General features: G+C 38.0%; 21 protein-coding genes and 2 tRNA genes. 12 read left to right on the forward strand and 11 right to left on the reverse strand.

The genetic code is table 11. The features are described 5' to 3' along the window. Nucleotides 1-86: 86 nt before the first annotated feature. On the reverse strand, nucleotides 87-662 hold the full coding sequence (locus GLP24_RS03365) for a UPF0149 family protein (RefSeq protein WP_101767109.1): 576 nt from the start codon (nucleotides 660-662) through the stop codon (nucleotides 87-89). 303 nt (nucleotides 663-965) lie between these two features. On the opposite strand from GLP24_RS03365, the gene GLP24_RS03370 reads away from it, so the two are divergent. The 6 genes from GLP24_RS03370 to GLP24_RS03395 all read left to right on the forward strand — a co-directional run bounded on the left by GLP24_RS03370 (nucleotide 966) and on the right by GLP24_RS03395 (nucleotide 5934). Then, nucleotides 966-2618, forward strand: a complete 1653-nt coding sequence (locus tag GLP24_RS03370; protein ID WP_232615516.1) for a LytS/YhcK type 5TM receptor domain-containing protein — start codon at nucleotides 966-968, stop codon at nucleotides 2616-2618. Between the two features lie 7 nt (nucleotides 2619-2625). Further along, complete coding sequence (locus GLP24_RS03375) at nucleotides 2626-3354, forward strand: LytR/AlgR family response regulator transcription factor (protein ID WP_279147195.1); 729 nt, start codon at nucleotides 2626-2628, stop codon at nucleotides 3352-3354. Between the two features lie 189 nt (nucleotides 3355-3543). Next, nucleotides 3544-4743, forward strand: a complete 1200-nt coding sequence (locus GLP24_RS03380) for an L-lactate MFS transporter (protein WP_101767108.1) — start codon at nucleotides 3544-3546, stop codon at nucleotides 4741-4743. Nucleotides 4744-5058: 315 nt separating this feature from the next. Further along, nucleotides 5059-5514 carry an L-alanine exporter AlaE gene (locus GLP24_RS03385; RefSeq protein ID WP_101767107.1) on the forward strand — a complete coding sequence of 152 codons (456 nt, stop codon included), beginning with the start codon at nucleotides 5059-5061 and terminating at the stop codon, nucleotides 5512-5514. A gap of 214 nt (nucleotides 5515-5728) precedes the next feature. Beyond that, nucleotides 5729-5816: transfer RNA gene (locus tag GLP24_RS03390), tRNA-Ser, on the forward strand. A 27-nt stretch (nucleotides 5817-5843) separates the two neighbouring features. After that, nucleotides 5844-5934: transfer RNA gene (locus GLP24_RS03395), tRNA-Ser, on the forward strand. 15 nt (nucleotides 5935-5949) lie between these two features. Here GLP24_RS03395 and GLP24_RS03400 read toward each other — a convergent pair. The 5 genes from GLP24_RS03400 to GLP24_RS03420 all read right to left on the reverse strand — a co-directional run bounded on the left by GLP24_RS03400 (nucleotide 5950) and on the right by GLP24_RS03420 (nucleotide 10886). Beyond that, complete coding sequence (locus GLP24_RS03400; RefSeq protein ID WP_232615517.1) at nucleotides 5950-6135, reverse strand: hypothetical protein; 186 nt, start codon at nucleotides 6133-6135, stop codon at nucleotides 5950-5952. Between the two features lie 459 nt (nucleotides 6136-6594). Further along, nucleotides 6595-7404 carry a nuclear transport factor 2 family protein gene (locus GLP24_RS03405; protein ID WP_232615518.1) on the reverse strand — a complete coding sequence of 270 codons (810 nt, stop codon included), beginning with the start codon at nucleotides 7402-7404 and terminating at the stop codon, nucleotides 6595-6597. 135 nt (nucleotides 7405-7539) lie between these two features. After that, a complete protein-coding gene (locus GLP24_RS03410; protein WP_045035677.1) occupies nucleotides 7540-8415 on the reverse strand; it encodes an AraC family transcriptional regulator in 876 nt (291 codons plus the stop codon). A 22-nt stretch (nucleotides 8416-8437) separates the two neighbouring features. After that, entirely contained in the window at nucleotides 8438-9784 is a 1347-nt protein-coding gene (locus GLP24_RS03415) for a Na+/H+ antiporter NhaC family protein (protein WP_232615519.1), read from the reverse strand. A 175-nt stretch (nucleotides 9785-9959) separates the two neighbouring features. Then, complete coding sequence (locus GLP24_RS03420) at nucleotides 9960-10886, reverse strand: NmrA family NAD(P)-binding protein (protein WP_232615520.1); 927 nt, start codon at nucleotides 10884-10886, stop codon at nucleotides 9960-9962. Nucleotides 10887-11285: 399 nt separating this feature from the next. Between GLP24_RS03420 and GLP24_RS03425 the strand changes: the two genes are divergently transcribed. Next, nucleotides 11286-12560: a DEAD/DEAH box helicase gene (locus GLP24_RS03425; protein ID WP_152652881.1), complete on the forward strand. Its 1275-nt coding sequence runs from the start codon at nucleotides 11286-11288 to the stop codon at nucleotides 12558-12560. A 628-nt stretch (nucleotides 12561-13188) separates the two neighbouring features. Further along, entirely contained in the window at nucleotides 13189-14337 is a 1149-nt protein-coding gene (yiaY, locus tag GLP24_RS03430; RefSeq protein ID WP_101767101.1) for an L-threonine dehydrogenase, read from the forward strand. 133 nt (nucleotides 14338-14470) lie between these two features. Here yiaY and cls read toward each other — a convergent pair whose 3' ends face one another. Next, complete coding sequence (gene cls / locus GLP24_RS03435; RefSeq protein WP_101767100.1) at nucleotides 14471-15931, reverse strand: cardiolipin synthase; 1461 nt, start codon at nucleotides 15929-15931, stop codon at nucleotides 14471-14473. Nucleotides 15932-16209: 278 nt separating this feature from the next. Here cls and GLP24_RS03440 point away from each other — a divergent pair, with 278 nt between their 5' ends. From GLP24_RS03440 to sbmA, 4 genes are all read left to right on the forward strand, one after another. Beyond that, nucleotides 16210-16896, forward strand: a complete 687-nt coding sequence (locus tag GLP24_RS03440) for a TIGR01621 family pseudouridine synthase (protein WP_232615521.1) — start codon at nucleotides 16210-16212, stop codon at nucleotides 16894-16896. Nucleotides 16897-17034: 138 nt separating this feature from the next. After that, nucleotides 17035-17241, forward strand: a complete 207-nt coding sequence (locus tag GLP24_RS03445) for a hypothetical protein (protein ID WP_101767098.1) — start codon at nucleotides 17035-17037, stop codon at nucleotides 17239-17241. 87 nt (nucleotides 17242-17328) lie between these two features. After that, nucleotides 17329-18270, forward strand: coding sequence for a class I SAM-dependent methyltransferase (locus GLP24_RS03450; RefSeq protein ID WP_232615522.1), 942 nt, complete (start codon nucleotides 17329-17331; stop codon nucleotides 18268-18270). 266 nt (nucleotides 18271-18536) lie between these two features. After that, nucleotides 18537-19538 (forward strand): peptide antibiotic transporter SbmA, encoded by a 1002-nt coding sequence (gene sbmA, locus GLP24_RS03455; RefSeq protein WP_101767096.1) that lies wholly within the window; start codon nucleotides 18537-18539, stop codon nucleotides 19536-19538. A 95-nt stretch (nucleotides 19539-19633) separates the two neighbouring features. On the opposite strand, the gene gspS2 is transcribed toward sbmA, so the two are convergent. The 4 genes from gspS2 to GLP24_RS03475 form a co-directional block, all read right to left on the reverse strand. Then, nucleotides 19634-20035, reverse strand: a complete 402-nt coding sequence (gene gspS2 / locus GLP24_RS03460; RefSeq protein WP_101767095.1) for a type II secretion system pilot lipoprotein GspS-beta — start codon at nucleotides 20033-20035, stop codon at nucleotides 19634-19636. A gap of 19 nt (nucleotides 20036-20054) precedes the next feature. Then, nucleotides 20055-20354, reverse strand: a complete 300-nt coding sequence (locus GLP24_RS03465) for a YciI family protein (RefSeq protein ID WP_152652875.1) — start codon at nucleotides 20352-20354, stop codon at nucleotides 20055-20057. Nucleotides 20355-20528: 174 nt separating this feature from the next. Continuing rightward, nucleotides 20529-20930 (reverse strand): acyl-CoA thioester hydrolase YciA, encoded by a 402-nt coding sequence (yciA, locus tag GLP24_RS03470; protein ID WP_045035667.1) that lies wholly within the window; start codon nucleotides 20928-20930, stop codon nucleotides 20529-20531. 13 nt (nucleotides 20931-20943) lie between these two features. Beyond that, on the reverse strand, nucleotides 20944-21483 hold the full coding sequence (locus GLP24_RS03475; RefSeq protein WP_152652873.1) for a septation protein A: 540 nt from the start codon (nucleotides 21481-21483) through the stop codon (nucleotides 20944-20946). Nucleotides 21484-21599 lie beyond the last annotated feature (116 nt).

A 21599-nucleotide genomic window follows, 5' to 3' on the forward strand; every position in this document is an offset into this window, starting at 1 on the left:
TAAATAAAAACGAAATGGCGAGTTGATTTGAAATGAGTATTCATTAAAAAATCAACTCGCCTTTTTTAGTCTTGTTTTGGGGAATATTACTGGGCTGCGACTAATTGCGCGCCACGTTGTGTTAGGCCACATAGCATAACGGGAATCGCATTAAAGATTTCTTCAAATTGCGCTAGTGCATCGGCATTTTGTTCTTTTAACGCTTCTAATGCAGTTTCAGGATCAAATAATAAGCTAAAAGATAATAATACACCGCCAAGTAACGCGTTATCTTCACTATCTGGTGGCATAATTGTTTCCCAATCATCACGCGCTAATTGCCATCCTTGTAGCATACCTTCACAAAAGTTGCTGGTAGCATCGGTAACAATTTGGCTATTATCTAAAGCGCAGCCTTCAGGCCATTGCCAAGTGCTTTCAAATAATGCTGCACGAGCTTCGTTCCAGATCTCAATAATAGCTTTTGCGTAAGTTTCTAAGTCTTCATGGCTATCGAAAGGTGATGTTTCTTCGCCACCCCACATAAAAGCTAACCATTCAGTCGGATCAATAAGGTGCGGTGCTGCCGCCATTGCCGTTACAAAGCCGCGAGTTTGTGATTCAGATAGCAATTGATCTGCTAGTTGAGCGTTTTGCAAAATAGTACTTAGGTGTGAAGGCATAAAACAATCTCAAGTTAATTATGGTGAAGTGTTCAGGTGCATTAACTTATACATGCATAGCTGAACTTTAGATCACTATTGTAACAGCCTCCTGATAACAACCTAGTCACGGTTAAAAATATTTATCATATTGCATCAAAAAAGAGGCACAAATTACGATTACTGATATTAAATTGGTTATTGTTGATTTTAATTAAAACATGAAGACGTCACTAATAACATAATCTTTAAATATGTAATAGATTTATGTTATGAAAATAGATTAAAGAGTCTCATTATTTTACTTATAGTTAGGATTTAGCGATGTACATCGAACAATTCATGATGTTATTAGCCGTATTTGAACGCGCGGCCTTGATGTTGATGACATTATTTTTATTAACGCGTACCCAATTGTTTCAATCAATAGTAAAGAAAACGCATCGAAGACCCGTTGAAACCGCAATGATTTCAGCATTGTTTATTTTATTTGCAGTATTTAGTACCTATACCGGTTTATATGTTGATGGTTCATTAGTGAATGTGCGCATTATTGCGGTGTTATCGGGTGGTATTATTTTTGGTCCATGGGTGGGTATTCCCGCGGGTATTATTGCGGGTATTCATCGCTATTTAATTGATGTTGATGGCCCTACATCTGTTGCATGTTTAATAACAAGTATTTTTGCGGGTTTATTAGCAACATGGATCCATTGTAAGTGTACTAAAAAAAATTATGCCCAATTGGGTATTTTAGCGGGAATGTGTTGTGAAATACTGACAATGGTATTGATTATGGTGTTATCACATAATAAAGACCAAGCTTATAATATTGTTGCCCATATTAGTTTTCCAATGATTTTTGGTACATTATCAATTGGATTAATTATTAAATTAGTGCAAGATTTAGATGAAGAGCAAGAGCTGATAGCGGCGCAACAAGCTAAGCTCGCCCTTGAGATTGCCAATAAAACCTTACCTTATTTTCGTATTAACACGCGACAGGCCTTACAAAAAGTGTGCAGTATTATTCGTTTTTATACGGGAGCTGATGCGGTAGCTATTACTAATACGCAAGATGTTCGTGCTTATGTTGGCCGTGGGGAAGAACACTTTTTAGATGCCCATCATAAAATCAGCCAAATGACTCGTCAAGCAGTAGAAAGTGGCGAACAAATAATAAGTAATAACCTTAACGTACATAATTTTCACTCATTGCTTATTATTCCATTGTGGGAAAATGGCGAGGTGAGTGGCACCCTTAAAATATTTTATTGTCAGCCTAATCATATTCGCATGTCATTGCGTGAAATGGCGATTGGTTTATCACAAATAATATCCACTCAAATGGAAGTTTCAAGGATTGAACAATTAAAGCAAATGGCAGCAAAAGCCGAGTTTTCAGCCCTACAAAGTAAAATAAATCCACACTTTTTATTTAATGCACTTAATGCTATTTCGACTTTAATTCGTATTCGTCCTGATGAAGCGCGACAATTGATTGCTAATTTGGCTGATTTTTTACGTTACAATTTAGAACGTGATGTTGGGTTAATTGATATTCAAGAAGAAATTCAACAAGTACGTGATTATGTTGCCATTGAACAGGCACGGTTTGGATCAAAACTTGAGGTGGTGTTTGATATTGATGATGTTCACCCTCGAATACCGTGTTTATTGATTCAACCGTTAGTTGAGAATGCTATTTTACACGGGATTCAGCAGTCACGAGTCGCTGGGAAAGTAGTTATTTCAGTTAAAAAAAATGTTGATGATGTGGTTGTTACAATTACAGATACTGGGGTTGGTATCGATCAGCAAACGATTGATAGATTATATCAAGGTAAAATAGATTCGCATCATATTGGACTCAATAATGTTCATCAGCGGTTGTTGTTATTGTATAGCGATGGATTACATATTGCTCGGCTTGAGCAAGGAACGAGTATGCAGTTTTTTATAAAAGATCAGGATTAAGATCATGATATTAAATGCGTTGATTGTAGAAGATGAATATTTAGCCCGTGAAGAATTAACCTATTTAATTGAAAAGCATAGCACCATTAATATTGTGGCAGCATTTGATGACGGTTTAGATGCTTTTAAATTTTTACAATCTAATAAGGTTGATATTGTCTTTTTAGATATTAATGTTCCGTCAATTGATGGCATGTTGTTAGCACGTAATATTGCCCAATTTTCCCATAAGCCTCAAATTATATTTACCACCGCTTATAAAGAATATGCGGTAGATGCGTTTGAATTAGAAGCGGTCGATTATTTACTGAAACCGCTTAATGAGCAACGAGTGATGGGATTATTAACTAAGTTACAGGTGCGGGCTCAAGAACAAGAATTACCGCAACCAATCCTTAATATACGTAGTAAGAGTATTAATTTAATACTTAATAATCATATTCATGTTACAGCGATTAGCGATATTTGTTGTGCTATTGCCAATGAAAAAGTAACACAGGTTTATACTGCGAAAGGGTGCTTTATTGCATCAATGACGATCAGTGAATTAATGTTACGTTTACCTGTTAGTGATTTTTTCCGTTGTCACCGTTCTTATTGCATTAATATTAATGAGGTTAAAGAAATTATTCCATGGGTCAATAGTACTTATATGATAAAAATGGACCATGTTGATCAACAGATTCCTGTGAGTCGCAGTAATTTAAAAGCTTTTCGTAATCTAATGCAGTTGTAAATCACAACATATGATTAGCGGCTAAATGTATTTCATGCCGCTATACTGCATTTTATTCCTTATACGTTACCATTGATTTTATTGTTTTATTACCCTCTTGTTATCTATGGTTATTGTCGTATTTTGGTGAACAGCAGCAAGGCAATCTGCAATATGGCCTTGAGTATTTCACCAAAAAAGGACGTCACCATGACCACTCAACTCACCAGTCGTAGCCGTTATTTCACGTTACTCGGTACTGTTATTACTCAGTTTGCTTTAGGTTCAGTTTATACATGGAGTTTATTTAATTCTCAACTTGCAGGTAAGTTATCTGAGCCTGTAAGTCGTGTCGCTTTTTCTTTTGGTATTATGAGCTTGGCATTAGCCGTTGCATCATCAATGGCGGGTAAAATGCAAGAACGGTTCGGTGTACGTAACGTTACTCTGGGGGCGGGTGTTTTATTGGGTGTGAGTTTATTGCTTACTGCTCATGCTACCAATATTTGGCTATTATATATTTTTGCTGGATTGTTAATTGGCTTTGCTGACGGTACGGGTTATTTAATGACGCTCTCTAACTGCGTTAAGTTTTTCCCTGAGCGTAAAGGGTTAATTTCTGCCTGTGCGATTGGTGCGTATGGTTTAGGGAGTTTAGGTTTTAAATTCATTAATATGTACTTCCTTGAGCATAATGGTTTAGAAAGCACATTTGATTACTGGGGCATCATTGCAATGGTCATGGTTATCATTGGCGGCTTAATGATGAAAGATGCACCTAAACAACAAGTCTCTGCCACAGAATCTGCTGCAGAAGTACGTGATTTTAGTCTTTCACAATCAATGAAATGTCCTCAATTTTGGATGTTAGCTTTAGTTTTCTTAACTGTTTGTATGAGTGGTTTGTACGTTATTGGTGTTGCAAAAGACATCGGTCAGGGCTACGTACATTTATCATTAGATGTTGCTGCATCTAGCGTGGCTATTATTGCTGTAGCTAACTTAGGTGGTCGACTAGTTTTAGGTGTGTTATCCGATAAAATGGCACGTACTAAGGTTGTCGCAATATCATTAGCAGTATGTCTAATCGGTGTGTGTGCTTTATTATTTGCTCATCAAAGTCAGATGAGTTTCTATGTTGCTGTTGCTTGTATTGCCTTTAGTTTTGGTGGCACAATTACTGTATTCCCTTCATTAGTTAGTGATTTCTTTGGTTTGAATAACCTTACTAAAAATTACGGTATCATTTATTTAGGGTTTGGTGTTGGTAGTTTCATTGGTTCAATTGTTGCTTCTATCTTCGGCGGTTTTATCGCGACGTTCTATTTAATGTTTGCATTGTTAATTGTTTCATTAATTATCGCACTAACGATTAAGTTACCTAAATTACCACAGCCATCTTTGGCGTAATAAGCCCGATAAATACATATAAATAACTAATCCGAATTTATTCTTAAATTCGGATTTTTAGTTGTTATTAATTTGCCGTATTAAATAAACTAATAGTGACAATTAAATGCTCTAATGGTTATTTTTAGACTAGATAAAAACCCTACATTTAACTCAAATAGTAGTTATTAACTCGAAACCAATATTAAATACAGAACCTTATTTTATAAAAAAGCTGTTTTAATTCGCACATGAACTACATCGTGTTGATTAGGTAGTTTTAAGTAACGTATGTAGATCCAATACTGGTTGATTTTGCTAGAGTAAGGGAAGTGAATGTCTGTTATTAAAGTGCCATTTAGAGTTAGAAATGCCGCTGCAGATATATTTGCAATGGTTGTGTTTGGCTTTATTACTGGGATGATGATTGAAATTTTTATTTCAGGCATGTCTTTTGAACAGTCATTAGCATCTCGTACGTTATCTATTCCGATTAATATTGCGATTGCATGGCCCTACGGTATGTTCCGTGATTATGTTATTGGTTGGGGTCGGAAGTTGTCGCCAACACGATGGATGAAAGGGTTATCAGATATGGTGGCATATGTGGTATTCCAGTCTCCTATCTATGCATGTATCCTTTTGGTTGTTGGTGCGAATAAAGAACAAATTATAGCGGCGGTAATGAGTAACATTTTAGTGTCAGGCGCACTAGGTGTGGTTTATGGTCAATTTCTTGAGCTATGCCGCAGAATGTTCCGTGTTACAGTGACTTCTCAACCTCTTATTTAACCTGTGTTAGTTTTATTGCTATTAGTCGAAAGCACCCTTTGAGGTGCTTTTATTGTTTTTAAATGAGAGCAAGTCATGGTTTTGGTATAAAAACAATGCGAATTGCAATATAAGTAAGCAAATAGAAAAAACTTCAATAAAAACCCTTGACCTATATCCCATAAATCAATATATTACACGCCGTCGACAAGCAAAGCGTTGTTGGCAACAATGTGGTGAGGTGTCCGAGTGGCTGAAGGAGCTCGCCTGGAAAGCGTGTATACGGCAACGTATCGAGGGTTCGAATCCCTCCCTCACCGCCATATCTCTTTTAGAGAGATATAAAAATTGGAGAGATGGCTGAGCGGTTGAAAGCACTGGTCTTGAAAACCAGCATACGTTTATAGCGTATCTAGGGTTCAAATCCCTATCTCTCCGCCACATTTGAAAAAGCCGTTAACGAAAGTTAACGGCTTTTTTACGTCTGAATGAAAGTGGGCGTTTGGACTGAGTGAGTAAAGCAGGGTTCAAATCCGCTAATCCTCGAAGCAGCTCCGCCACATTCAAGAAAGCCGCTGTTTTTACAGCGGCTTTTTTACGTCTGAATAAATCAAATTTCGTTATTCCTTGCAGTGAATGCATAACTCACCCCGTCATTCCCTACAGTGAGGTTACTAACGAGATAGGGAATCTACTATTAGCATGTCGTAAGGTTACTATTTACGTTGATGTTTAGGCATATTTTTATTGGCATCTTTAATGCTCAATGGCGTGGTGAATAGATCACGGATAGCTCATGCTTCGCTTCCGAGATGACGGGAAATAACCCGCGTTATTTGCTGCTGAAATATAGCAATTAATTCCAGCTATTTTTTACAGTGATGGCAAAACTCACCCCGTCATTCTCTACAGTGAGTCGTAGAGTTATTGTATTCACTGCATAGTTGTATTTAGAATTCGATACGTTTGTACTTACCAAAATTTTACGACAGCACCAGATATCCTCGTAATAGAGGTAATGAGATAAAAGGAAGGATGGTTAAACAGAAAATCAAACCGTAGCAATATGGCTGCTACGGTTTATTGGATGATTGATTTAGCTTAGAAACCAAATTTACCGTTGTTGTTTTTCCATGAGTCTTTTGCTGGAATTGGCTCGATGGTGTCCCAATGCTCTACAATCTTGTTGTTTTCAATGCGGAATAAATCATAGAAAGAAACATGCTCGCCAGCAAAACTACCTTCACTGATACTTAAAGCAAAGTTACCTTCACCCAAGACGATATGGTTTTGGGTATAAGCCATTTTAATGCCTTGTTTGGCCATAGCTTCCAGTGCGTTGCCTAAGCCAGAAAGACCATCTGCAATCGCTGAATTGTGTTGCAGATAGTTCGCGTCACCGTCAGCAATAAAACGACCAAGTTGTGCTAATTTACCGTTAACAAGAATAGTATCAACAAAGTCAGTAACGAGTGCTTTGTTTTCTTCTGTCTTATCTAAATCACTGACTGCTGTTGCGCCATCTAGCTGCGTGCGACCACTTGGGTTTAGCGCACTTTTTTCAGTCAGGTTATCCCAGTGCTCGACGATTAGGCCATCTTCAAAGCGAAATACATCAAAACCAACTTTAGGGCCAAAGAAAGTGTAATCGGTATGGGTAAATACGTATTTACCATCTTGATAAGCACGTTTTATATCAACCTTGGCACTGTTTTCTGGGAGTGCTTGAAGGACTGCACCGAACCCTGCAAGACCATCACTAATAGCTAGGTTGTGTTGAATATATTTATCTGGATTGACATAAGCGACAGCCTGCTGCTCTCTAGTTTCAATGCTGTTAAGCAGGGCAATTGCTTTGTCTTTGTTAGATATGCTCATCGTATTTTCCTCTGCTGAAACTGACTTGTACATGCAGTGCGCATTAAAACCGTTGTGGATAAAACGGTAGAAAGACCTTTTTTGTCATCATTCCCTTTTATTGGAATGAGTAAATAATACTATAAAGGCCGAGGATAATAAGGTCAGTATAAGTAAGAAAATGGTCAATCACACACCTTGGAATTGTTTCTGAAAACGGGATGGGGTGATCAAGGTATGTTTTTTAAAATATTTTACAAAATTACTGGCATCTTCAAAGCCAAGTTCGTAAGCAAGCTGCTGGGTTGGTAGACCATCCAGAACCAGCCGTCGTTTGGCTTCTAAAATAGTGTAGGCATCGATGAGTTGCTTAGCTGTTTGGTTGCAAGCTAATTTGCATATCTGATTTAAGGTTTTGTAGGTCGTGTGCAGTTGGTCTGCATAATAGGTTGCATCTCGGGTGTGGTGGAAGTTTGTTTCAAGCCGTGCAACAAAATCATTGAACTTAGATAACTGATTTTTGTTTAATTTATCATGATGATTTTCTGGCATGACTCGGCGTAATATGAGCGACAGTGAAGAAAATAAAAACATAGTGATGAGCGGATTAGATTCCTGATAATGAAGTTCTTTGCTGATTTCAGTTAGCAATATTTCACTACTGCTAATTGTTTCTGGGTCAGGAATAAAAACAGGCTTATAAGTGTACTCGAGATGCGTTGGTACAAATTCTGGTAGTCTCATATTGGTAAGTGCTTGATTGATGAATTCTTGAGTAAATATCAGTACTTTCCCTTTTGGTTTATGGCTGAAATCAAACGCATGCACTTGGTTCTTTTGAATAAAAATAAATGCCCCTGACTCATAGGGGTAGTTCACAAAGTCAATCAGGTGGGTACCTTCTCCTTCTTCTATATGAATGATATGATTAAAATTGACTCGATGTGGCAATGTGGGGTTATGAGTGAGTCTTTCTTTGCATTGATACAACGCTTCTAAATCAATAACTTCAATTTCACAATTTGATGTTTTAACGTGATTAAAGCCGACTAAAGGGATATTCATATCATAAATACTCATTCAATATTTAAGTGTAAAAACCCATTATAAGATAAAACATCAGTGACAGTAGAGCGACAGCCAAAGTATAAGGCAACTGAGTTGCAAAGTGTTTTGCTGGTGGGCAATTAGCTGCCGATGAGGCGACAACCACTGAATCAGATGTTGGTGAGCTTTGGTCGCCAAATACAGCGCCTGAAATTACTGTGGCAATAACAAGCGGTACCGATATTCCGATATTAACAGCAAGCGGTATAATAATAGGGGTCATGATGCTAACGGTTGCACCAGAACTACCTGTAGAAAATGAAATCAGCACACAAATAACAAAGATAGAAGCCGATACAAGCCATATAGGTACCTCGTTTGATACAAAACTAGCCAGATACTTCCCCGTGCCAAGTTCTCCGGTAATTCCGCTTAATGAAAATGCTAATGTCAGTATGATGGCTGCGGGTAGCATGTTTTCCATCCCTTTTACGCACCATTCTACATATTGGTTAATGTTAACTTTGCAGACTCGAAAGTAGATCCCTGATCCGATAAGCGAGATGAAACCACTCCAATAAACCGCTGAACTGATGTCTCTGGTTACGTAAGTAATAACAAGAATCGACGCTAATAAGATAGCAACAGGTAATATAATAGCCAAGATGCTGGTTTGTGGCTGATGATCAGATGAAGGTACAATATTAACTTGATTTGCAGATGTACTTTGAGCAGTGAAATCATGCTGCTTCAACGCCAGCAATAGCACTAAAACCAGTATAGCCATCGTGTAGATTTGATAAGGTAATGCGGCTAATACATAGTACATCGGCGGCTTGTCCAAAGTGCCATTTTCCACTTGAACTGCAATTAGGCTGGCAAGAAAAATCCCTGCGCCACTAAATGGCATCAGCCAGGCTAAGGGTGCTCCGGTGCAATTAGCTATAAACGCAAGCTTTTCGCGTGAAATATCAAACTGATTAAATAGCGGACGGCCAACAAGACCAATTAACATCATGGAGCCAACTCCTTCTAGGCACATTAAAAAGCCAAAGGCGATGGTGATAAGCTGTGCACTCCCTTTTGATTTTACAATATTTCGTTTGTATACCAGTTGATAAATGAGCGTATCAATGCCACCAGATTGTTTCATCACATTGATAATTGCGCCAATCATCAAGATAAATATCAAGCTTTTTACTGAGTTTGATGACTGAAAAGTATCAGCGACCGCATTGAAACTATTTGTAATACCCAGTAAGACATTATGAGATAGCAGGATAGATCCCGCCATGATGCCAGCAAAAATGGCCACATAAACTTGCTTTGTGGTGATGGCAAGCAGTATTGATAAACAGGGAGGTAATAAGGTTAACCAAGAATCCATAATGAGAACTTGTATATTAGGTTAGTGATGCCTTTATATTAATGTCTCAACACATGACATTCACGGTCAACCTCTGGCGAAAAATGGTTAATATCGAACGTTGAAATTGCTATATCTTGTACCTTGGATAAAAAGAAATAACGAGAAGGTTATCTCTTTTTATCATGTTGGCTGATTAATCCTCGAAGACAAATTTCGCATCGTTCAATGCTTCTTCTGGGCGTTTACACACATAGTCAGGGTATAGATCACTGGCTCGTAAAGTTTGTTCGGTAAATGCAGCAAGTTTATCAATTACATAATTAACATAGTTGATGCCCCAACGCTCTTTGTCAGTTTCGTTCCCTTTCTTTGATGTGATCTCATCACCTGAGTTTTCTTTCATTTCTGTGATGTATTCTGAAGAGAAGTGTTCATATTCAAAGGGATAATTAGGCCAATTCTGTTTGATTTGAGCTAACATTTCGTTTTGAGTTAAGGCATTGAAATCAACCTGGACACATTTGTTAATCGTCCGTTCATCCGTCACTGCCATAGCGGCGAGGTAGCCAATATCTTCAATATCGTGGGTATAAATAGGTAACTCAAGATTTCCAAATGTGGTGATCTTGCGAAAGAATCTTAAGTTAGGTAAGAAATAGTCAAAAATCCCACCATTATAATAAAGTGTCCAACCAATACCTGAGTTCATGAGTAAATCATGGAAGTGTTTTTTTTGGTCAAATATTTCACCATCTCCCATTTCAATCGCCTGAGTGTGGGAACCAAACTCGGTAGGTACAAATCGCTCAACACCTGCTTTTACCGCGGCTGCTAGCCAAATCGGTTCGGATTTCTGGATGATTTCTTTAGAGCCAGGAACGCTTGCTACTAATGTATCAATCCCTTGAAGAATGTTTGCCATTGAATCCACATCATGCATATATGCACACTCAACGATCTTCGCTCCCTGCTTTTCAAACTGCGCTAATTTAGCACTATTTCTTGCGTTACGCTCACGAGTGATGACGGTGACATCATGCCCTAACGTGAGTAAACCGTTAGTTAAAGGTGTCCCTATTTGACCTGTAGCACCAATAACAGCAACGTGTTTTTTGTTCATAGAAAGCTCCTAGGTGATATTTAGTAACAGGGGGGATGAGTATCAAAATGATCTAATTGAATTATTCCCTGCCTTGTTTTTCTTGTTGTAATGTTAATAGATAACAACGTTCATTTCATGGTCAGAGCGAGACTTTAAATGGTAAATAACAAACCCAAAAGGGGGGGGTAAGAGGTATTGCAATACGTACTTATATTAGAATATGTTCTGGCAGTTAATTTGCGGTTGTTTTCTGTCGTGCGATAGAACAAGCTCAAATGAAGTGGGGGACTGAAAATAACCCATCAGCAATAGCCCGATAAACCCTCAAGTTACCTTCATAACAGAATATCACTAACTGAGTACAGGCTAAATAAGCTAAAATGACAGCAATTATTTTAGTTTTGAGCCTGTATATTAATGACCACTATTACAACACCAGCCAACTTTGCAGAACTTGGCCTTATTTCACCTTTGTTAGCACGATTAACGGAGCTGGAATATCAACAGCCAACGCCTATTCAAGCACAAGCTATTCCGAGTGTATTAGCGGGACGTGACTTAATTGCGGGTGCAAATACAGGTTCAGGTAAAACGGCAACATTTGCTTTGCCGTTGTTACAACAGTTGCATCAAACTAAAGCTACTGAAAATAAGAATGCAAAGGGTAACTATGTTTCAGGGCTTGTTTTAGTTCCAACCCGTGAGCTAGCAAAACAAGTTGCAGATAGCATTAAATCTTATGCGACCCATTTTAACGGCGCAATTAAAACTGTTGCTGTATTTGGTGGTGTATCAGCCAATACCCAAATGCTAGCATTACGTGGTGGTACAGATATTTTAGTGGCAACACCGGGTCGATTATTAGATTTGATTTCAAGTAATGCTATTAAGCTTGATCGGGTTAAAACCTTAGTGCTTGATGAAGCTGATCGTATGTTAAGTCTTGGCTTTACTGAAGAATTATCATCATTATTAGCATTGTTACCTAAAAACAAGCAAACGTTATTATTCTCAGCAACGTTTCCTGAGCAAGTAAAGACATTAACTCAAGAATTACTTAATGATCCGGTTGAGCTTCAATTACAAAGTGTTGATGCAAGTACGTTAGTACAGCGTGTGTTTACCGTTAATAAAGGCGAAAAAACCGCAGTATTAGCGCAATTGATTAAAGAAAATCAATGGCGTCAAACGCTTATATTTGTGAATGCTAAAAACACGTGTGAACACTTAGCGGATAAACTTTCTCGACGTGGTATTTGTGCTGAAGTATTCCACGGTGATAAAGGTCAAGGTGCACGTACTCGTGTATTAGAAGCGTTTAAATTAGGCGATATTGAAGTATTGATTGCAACTGACATTGCGGCACGTGGTCTTGATATTGAAAAGCTACCTGTTGTGATTAACTTTGATTTACCGCGTAGCCCAGCAGATTACATGCACCGTATTGGTCGTAGTGGTCGTGCGGGTGAAGTTGGTTTAGCATTATCACTGATTGATTATGAAGACAGCCATCACTTTAAAGTTATCGAGAAGAAAAATAAAATTCGACTTGAGCGTGAACAAGTTGCCGGTTTTGAAGTTGATGAGTCAGAAGCCTTATTAGCGGCAGAAAAGCCAATGGCAAAACCTGAAGGCACAGGCAAAAAGAAACGTAAAAATAAAGCTGCACCCGTTGATGATTTTTGGTCATAAGACTGATTATTAGATTGATAGCAGGCTGTCATAATAGCTTGAGCTAAACATAAAAATCCTTCGTTATAACTAACGAGGGATTTTTTATATCTGCTGATTCTTATCGTTGTTACACCCAAATAAACCGAAGGATAATACCAGAGAGATAGCAATTGGAGTCAATTTAAACGTCATAATCTTCCACCTAACAAATATGTAGCTCAGGAATGTTCACATTGATCAATCGTGAATATTCTAAGGCACTAAGAGTAATAATAAGTTGCTTTAGTTGCATAGTAGGTGGAAATACTGCTCATAGTAAGATGACAAAGTGATCATTTACTGGACTTTTGTACCGATTAAATTGAGATGTGATATTGCTTCATAAGTTATTTTAAGGCTTTATGTTTCCTTAATGAATGTTATTGTTTTTATAGGGAAACAATGTGGGTGTTTTTTTGAGATCTTGCTCATGGTTTTGCATATAAGTTGCAATGTTTTTTCAATACTTGTTTTAGATCAAATAGATTTTAAAACCAAAGGCGTAAAAATACTTAAGACGTATTTTCGCTGAGTGTCATTATTTAAACCTGTTTTATAGAATAAGACATATTTAATAATGAATATTTGAAAAATAAGGTAAGTTATTATGAGCAGTGCATTTTATATCCCAAGTGTTAATTTTATGGGTGCTGGTTGTTTGACAGAAGCGGCGGATGCCGTTAAGGCTCACGGTTTTAAAAAAGCATTAATAGTAACCGATAAAGTATTAAATGAAATTGGTGTGGTTTCGCAAGTTGTTGTGCTATTAACTGAGCGTGGAATTGATTCAGTTGTTTACGCTGGTACTCAACCAAACCCAACCATTACCAATGTTGATCAAGGTTTAACACTGTTAAAAGATAACGGCTGTGACTTTGTTATTTCATTAGGTGGTGGTTCACCTCACGATTGTGCAAAAGGTATTGCATTGTTAGCAGCGAATGGTGGTCAGATTGGTGATTACGAAGGTGTTGACCGTTCTGCAAAACCACAACTACCTGTTGTAGCCATTAATACCACTGCGGGTACTGCTTCTGAAATGACCCGTTTCTGTATTATTACAGATGAAGCACGTCATATTAAAATGGCAATTGTTGATAAGAACACTACGCCATTAATGTCAGTTAATGATCCTAAATTAATGTTAGCAAAACCTGCTTCATTGACTGCTGCAACAGGTATGGATGCATTAACCCATGCTATTGAAGCTTATGTGTCTATTGCCGCTACACCAATCACAGATGCAGTTGCGATTAAAGCGATTGAATTGATTGAAGCGAACTTACGTACAGCCGTTAAAGACGGTCAAAACTTAAATGCGCGTGAGCAAATGGCTTATGCTCAATTTATGGCTGGCATGGCATTTAACAATGCATCGTTAGGTTATGTTCATGCAATGGCGCACCAGTTAGGTGGTTTTTATAACTTGCCACACGGTGTATGTAATGCTGTTCTATTGCCTCATGTTCAACGTTATAACGCGCAGGTTTGTCCTGAGCGTTTACGTGATGTTGCCGCAGCAATGGGTGTGAATGTGACTGAAATGACGCCACAACAGGGCGCTGCTGCTGCCATTGATGCAATCATGGCGCTATCTCAAGATGTAGGTATTCCTGCTGGCTTAAAAGATCTTAATGTGAAAGCTGAAGATGTTTCATTGTTAGCGGATAATGCATTAAAAGATGCGTGTGGTTTTACTAATCCTAAGCAAGCAACGCATGAAGAAATTTCACAAATTTTTATGGCTGCAATGTAATCGCTCATTGTTAGTGAAACAAGATTAGCAATATATAATGTATAAAAAACGCCTCACTAGTTGAGGCGTTTTTGTTTTTATGATTAAGCTATTATCAAATTATTATCAAATTATTATCAGTATATTTACCGTATTATAATAATGGGCTAAACATATAGAAGAAGCGTTCACCAAATTTATTACGTACTGAACGTTTTTCCCATTGTTCTTTATCTACCGGCTCTGAATCGGCAATGTAACTTTGCTGTAATTGGCTCAGTTTATGGGTGAACTCAAGATTATCCACCGCCATTGTGACTTCAAAATTAAGCCATAAACTGCGCATATCAAGGTTAACCGTACCGATTAAGCAGTGAGTATCATCAATCACCACTGATTTAGTGTGTAATAAACCGCCATGAAAACGGTGAATATGCACGCCTGATTTTAATAAATCACTAAAGAAAGAACGACTTGCCCATTCAACCATGGTCGAATCGTTTTTATCGGGTAGTACAATATGAACATCGATATTACGCTCAGCGGCACCTTTCATTGCATGCAATAAGTGTTCACTTGGCACAAAGTAAGGCGTAGTAATAACAATACTTTTCTTTGCTTGGTAAATACTTAATAGCAACACCTGATGGATAATGTCATCGGGCATACCTGGACCTGAAGGGATCACTTGTACCGTGTCATACTCTGGTTCATCTTCTGTTGGTATCTGGCAAGTAGGTAATGGCGGTAAAAAACGTTGTCCCGTTTCCACTTCCCAATCCCATGCTTGAATGCAATTAAGTACTGAAACCGTAGGACCACTGATTCTGACCATGACATCCACCCATTGACCGACACCCGCATCAACTTTAAAGAAGGCGGGATCAACTAAGTTCATTGAACCGGTATAAGCAATGTTGTCATCAATAACCACTATTTTACGGTGTTGACGTAAATCTAAGCGGCGTAAGAACATACGAAATGGTGAAACAGCGAGTGCTTCGACAAGCTCAATACCTGCACCTCGAATCAATTTCGGCCAATGAGAGCGGAAGAAACGCATGCTACCGGCGGAATCAAGCAATATGCGAACTCTAATACCACGTTTTGCTGCTTTAATCAGGGCAACACCTACTTCATCAGCAAGGCCGCCTGGATACCAAATATAAAACTCTAGATGAATTGAATGTTGTGCATTATTTATATCAGCAATAAGCGATCGTAAAATCTCATCGGTTGATGATTTTAATGACAGGTGATTACCGACTAATCCGGGTAACCCAAAACGGTTCTCACACAGATCGTTAATTGGTTTTGCAACATCACTCATTTTTTGTGGCATGTGGCCGGGGCAATCAGTTAGGCATTGAAACCAGCTTTGAAAGGGGAAAAACATTTCACGAGCCCGTTCCGCCCGTTTTTTTCCTAAATTAAGCTCGCCAAATAATAGATAAGCAATAACACCGCCAATGGGGACGATATAAATAATCATCATCCATGCGAGAGATACACCAACAGCTCGGCGTTTAAAGACCACACGCACAGTGACAGATGCAATTAACAGCCAATAGGCGAAAATGCCAATCCACGTTAAGATTTGATAAAACTGTTCCATCGAATGACTTCATCAATATATAAATACAATTTGTATATATAGTGCATTGAAACGGAAAAAAAACCTAATATTCAGTGCTCTTTAATGCTTATGTTGAATTATCAAGGTTATTTTTGAGGAGGCGTTACCATTTTAGTATAAAAAAATAAGGTAATTTTGATTGTCTTAGCGGTGATTAAATGTTGCGCACTGTTATAACTTTAATCTTAATACTTTTATTTTTTTAGTGGCTAGTTATACTCGCGCCATCTTTGTACCGTAAAGGCGTTATTTTCATTATGTTTGATCTTGTTTACCAGCACACTGATTTCTTAATTATTAATAAACACCCAGGGATTAGTGTACATAAAGACGATAATGATCAGCCATTACTTGCAGCCGTTGCCGAGCAAACTGGCGATGAAAAACTGTATTTAATTCATCGGCTTGATAAAATGACATCAGGTTTATTGCTACTTGGACGCAATAAAACGGCCGCAGCTGCATTGTGCGCTAATTTTGCTGAACGTCGGGTTGAAAAGTTTTATGTAGCGATTAGTACTAAAAAACCAAAGAAAAAACAAGGTGTTGTGATTGGTGATATGACCCGTTCACGCCGTAGTAGTTGGAAGTTAGAAACAACCAAAGTAAACCCTGCAATTACTCAGTTTTTTTCCACTGCTGGTGGCGAAGGCCGTCGTATCTTTTTATGTAAACCCTATACAGGAAAAACCCATCAAATTCGGGTGGCATTGCGCAGCGTTGGTTCTGGTATTACGGGTGATGATATTTATGGTAATGAAGCGGCAGATCGCGGCTATTTACATGCTTATGGTTTACGTTTTCCTTATCAAGGTGAGCTACAACAATTTTTATGTCCGCCTACTATCGGAGAGTTATGGTCAACACCTGAGGCTGAGCTAGCATTAACTAAATGGCAGCAACCTTGGATGCTATCATGGCCTGTATTAGCGAATAAAAAATAATAACATGAATTAAATGCAGATATGCACATGCTAATTGAGCATATTATAAGCAGTTGAAAAGTAAAACGTGGATGTGCATTTCTTTTTGGTATTGATAATTTATACTGTATCCAAGAATGTATTAGTTAGAGGTTTACAATGCGCAGTGCTCATTCACGTACGCTGAAAATGCGAGTTTCTCAACAAAAACGTCAATCACATCATCGTCGAAATCGTGCTCAACAACATTTGATATTACCTGAAACTACCCCGCGTCACTTTATTTCATCATCAGCAACACTGACATTACATTCCACGAGTCTTATTGATTATTCGGTTGAATATGTCTTACGTGCTCAACATTAGTAAATGACTCTATTTTATCCCACGGTTGGTATTCTGAGGCTCAACGTATAGAATAGCCCGCCTTAATTGACTACTTTGAATGATGTTATGGAAATTAGCGCTTTACCTACTTTAGAAGCCCATTTATTAACGGCTTTAGCGACACCACCATCAGAAGTTCGCCGATTGTTTCATGGCCGCGGTCGTTGTTGGCTAGGGCTTGAACAAATCACTGTTGATTGGCTTCAAGGTCAAGTACTGGTTTCCTTATTCAAAGAGCCCGATGCTGATTTTATGCAAGTGTTAACTGATTTGCTCATTACGTTAACAGAAACTGATGCTTGGCAAGCAAGTGGTGCGCGTTCTTTATTGTTGCAACATCGTGATCGTCAAGGTTCACCTATGGATGTATTGTGGGGACAAAGCTCTGACTATCAAGATGTTATTGAAAGTGGTTTAACGTATAAATTAGATTTAGGCCGTAATCAAAATAACGGTCTATTTCTTGATATGCGTTATGGTCGTGATTGGGTACGTGAGCATGCCGCAGGTAAACGAGTGTTGAATTTATTTGCTTATACTTGTGGTTTTTCTGTGGCAGCCATTGCGGGTGGCGCAGATTATGTGGTTAATCTTGATATGGCAAAAGCGGCTTTAAGTCGCGGGCGTGATAATCATCACCTCAATAACCATGATTTAAAGAAAGTGAGTTTCTTAGGCCATGAGTTATTTAAGTCATGGGGTAAAGTACGGAAGATGGGTCCTTATGATTTGATCATTATTGATCCACCATCATTTCAAAAAGGCAGTTTTGCACTGACCAAAGATTACCAAAAGATTTTGCGCCGTTTACCTGAATTATTAACGGAAGAGGGTGTTGTATTAGCTTGTGTTAATGATCCAACCTTAACCAGTCAATTCTTGATTGATGGAATGGCTGCTGAAGCGCCTGATATGGTGTTTTCTCACCGTTTAGATAACCCTGCTGAGTTTAAAGATATTGAGCCAGAAGGAGGGCTTAAAGCTTTAGTTTTTGAGCGTCATTGCTAAGTTTTTAGCGTCAGAATAGACAGCTAAAACAAGAATCCCTTATCGACTCTACTATTTTTAGTTAAGCGTTTATAAGGGATTTTTTTGTCTAAATTTAGTAGTCATCTTTTTATTATAATAAGCGATATGAACTTTATTGTAAGGATTTTGTTGCGCTTTCGTGTGTGGTGACAAATACTAAAATAAGTGATTAACAATTAAATGAATTGATTACGTTGTTAGTGCAAGGGGTGCACTCAATATAAATACATTAAGGATGTGTGACTATGTTTAAATCGTTCTTTCTTGATCGGCGTTGGTTTCTATGGTCGATTGTCGGTAGTATCGTTATTTTATATGTTACTTGGTATAAAGTTCAGATAGATGTAGAAGTGAATCAATGGTTTGGGAGTTTTTATGATCTTATTCAAAAGGCACTCGCTAAACCTAACGCTGTGACATTTGATGAATTTTTGGCGGGTTGTATTGAGTTCTTCAATATTGTCTCAATGTATATCATTATTGCGGTTATTCTCGATTTTTTTGTTCGTCATTATGTTTTTCGTTGGCGTACTGCGATGAATAATTATTACATGAAACATTGGGATAAAATTAGCCATATTGAAGGTGCATCACAGCGGGTTCAAGAAGATACAATGCGTTTTGCTCGTATAGTCGAAAGTCTTGGCGTGAGTTTTATGCGCTCCTTAATGACGTTGGTTGCGTTTTTACCTATTTTATGGACGTTAAGTGAAAATGTTACCGAGTTACCATGGATAGGCAGTGTCGATCGTTCGTTGGTGTATTTAGCCATTATTTCGGCATTATTTGGAACGGTATTATTGGCGATTGTTGGTATTCGTTTACCGGGCTTAGAATTTAAAAATCAAAAAGTAGAAGCCGCTTATCGTAAAGAGTTAGTGTTTGGGGAAGATAATCCACAGCGAGCAAAACCAGAAACAGTGAAAGACCTCTTTTTTAATGTTCGTAAAAATTACTTTAATCTTTATCGTCATTATTTATATTTTGATATCGCAAAATGGTCATATATTCAATATACCGTGATTGTGCCTTATATCGCACTGGGTCCTGCTATTATTTCTGGCGCATTAACGTTGGGGGTATTGCAGCAGATACTCAGAGCGTTTGGAAAAGTAGAAGAATCATTTCAATTTCTAGTGCATTCATGGAGCACGATTGTTGAATTAATGTCTATTTATAAAAGACTACGATCGTTTGAAGTGCAAATTAATGATGCAATTAATGTTGAAACTATTCCTGTTGAATAGTGGCTTATTATGAAGAAATAAAAAACCCTAACCAGCAATATTGACATTATAAAATGGTCGTTGCAGTTAGGGATTTCTTGATTATTGCATACTGGTTATTTTAACGAGTCACAATATTCTTCTGAAATGGTTTGTGATACTAACTGTCGACCACTCACATCTCGAACGGTAATTAAATAATTAACCCCATGTTTAAACAAAGGTATTAATTCAGCGTTATTACAGTAATTGGTACTGGCTGTTTTTATCGCTGTTGTGGGTTTTATGCGCCCATTGCCACCATAAATAATATTGATTTTTACAACATTTTTACTCGCGTAGGCTTGAGTGATTTGGTAAGCATCAATTCTTGGGTAGGGTGCTTTACTATCAATCGCTGCTGCTCGTGATTGTGCTAGTGATTCAGCCACCATCTGTTGGTCGTGTGATGCACAGCCACCAAGGATAAACAGACCGACAGCGGCAACCAGTAATTTTTTTGTTTTAGTTAGGTTCACAAATTGATCCTGAATATATTTAAGGTAAGACTTTTTTGAAGGGTTTAACGATCACATTCGCGTAAACACCTGCATCAATATACGGATCGGCATTGGCCCATTGCTGTGCTTGTTCTAATGAATCAAAATCAGCAATAACGGTGGAACCTGTAAATCCCGCGTCACCTGGATTTTCATTATCAATCGCAGGCATTGGCCCTGCAACCAATAAACGGTTTTGTTGTTGTAATTCTTTTAATCGAGCTAAGTGTTGTTCACGAACACTCATGCGGCGTTCTAGGCTATTTTCAACATCTTGAGAAAAAATCACATACCACATCGTGGGTATTCCTTATTCAGTTATGGTTTAAACCACGAATAACGCTTCGTGCTGTTTTAATATGCACCATACTAACTAAATATTGAGAGGGGACAAGTAGATTTAGGCAAATAATAAAAAGCACCAACGTTAGTTAGTGCTTATTGTTAATTAAGTGCTTTTTTATTTATGGGATTATTGTGTGACTTCAATCTTACGTGGACGACCTTCGCTGTTAATTGCGACATAATTAAATGTCGCTTCACAGACGCGGTAACGTTCACCGATGCCATCAACAGCAACAGGTTTTACCCACACCTCTAAACCCACACTCATCGATGTATTACCGATACGTTTACATTCACCGTAGCAGCAAACGACATCGCCAACGCCAACAGGGGCTTTAAATTCTATTTTATCAACAGAAACGGTAACGACTCGGCCGCGAGAGATCTCTTTGGCTAAAATAGCACCCGCTAAATCTAGTTGCGACATGATCCAACCACCAAAAATATCACCATTTGCATTGGTGTCGGCAGGCATCGCTAATGTGCGTAGTAGAAGCTGTCCACGAGGGATATTGTTTTCAGTAGTCATCAGTTATACAACTTTATTGATCATCAGGGCTTTTCGGTAAGTGGCGATAAATATAGCCACCCGTAGCGAAGGTAAAGAGTAATGTTAGTCCTAACAAACCAAATACCTTGAAATCCACCCAGACATCAAGCGGAAAATTGAATGCAATATAAATGTTTACAATAGCACAAACAACAAAAAATATTGTCCATGCTAGATTGATACGTAACCAAACGTTCTCTGGCAGTGTCATCTCTTTGCCTAGCATCGATTTAATTAATGGCTTATGCATCAATTGACTTATAAGTAATGCGAGAGCAAATAGACCATAAATGATGGTCACTTTCCATTTAATGAAGTTTTCATCATGTAAAAACAGTGTTAAACCACCAAAGATAGCCACCATAACAAAGGTGATTAGCTGCATTTTTTCTATTTTTTTATAGATAACCCATGTCACGATTAATTGAATTGCTGTTGTGACAATTAACGCACCTGTCGCGACAAAAATGCCATTGGTTTTAAATAATACAAAAAAGATCAGTAACGGAATAAATTCTATCAGTTGCTTCATTGATGCAAGCTCATTAAAAATAATTAATCAGAGTATACCTGTTCCAAGCTCTGAATGAAAAAAAGCCACTTAGTTGTCTAAGTAGCTAGTTATTAGTTGCTGTTTTATTAACGCTA

The sequence above is a fragment of the Photobacterium carnosum genome, assembly GCF_021236965.1.
In the GTDB taxonomy this organism is placed as follows: Bacteria; Pseudomonadota; Gammaproteobacteria; order Enterobacterales; family Vibrionaceae; genus Photobacterium; species Photobacterium carnosum.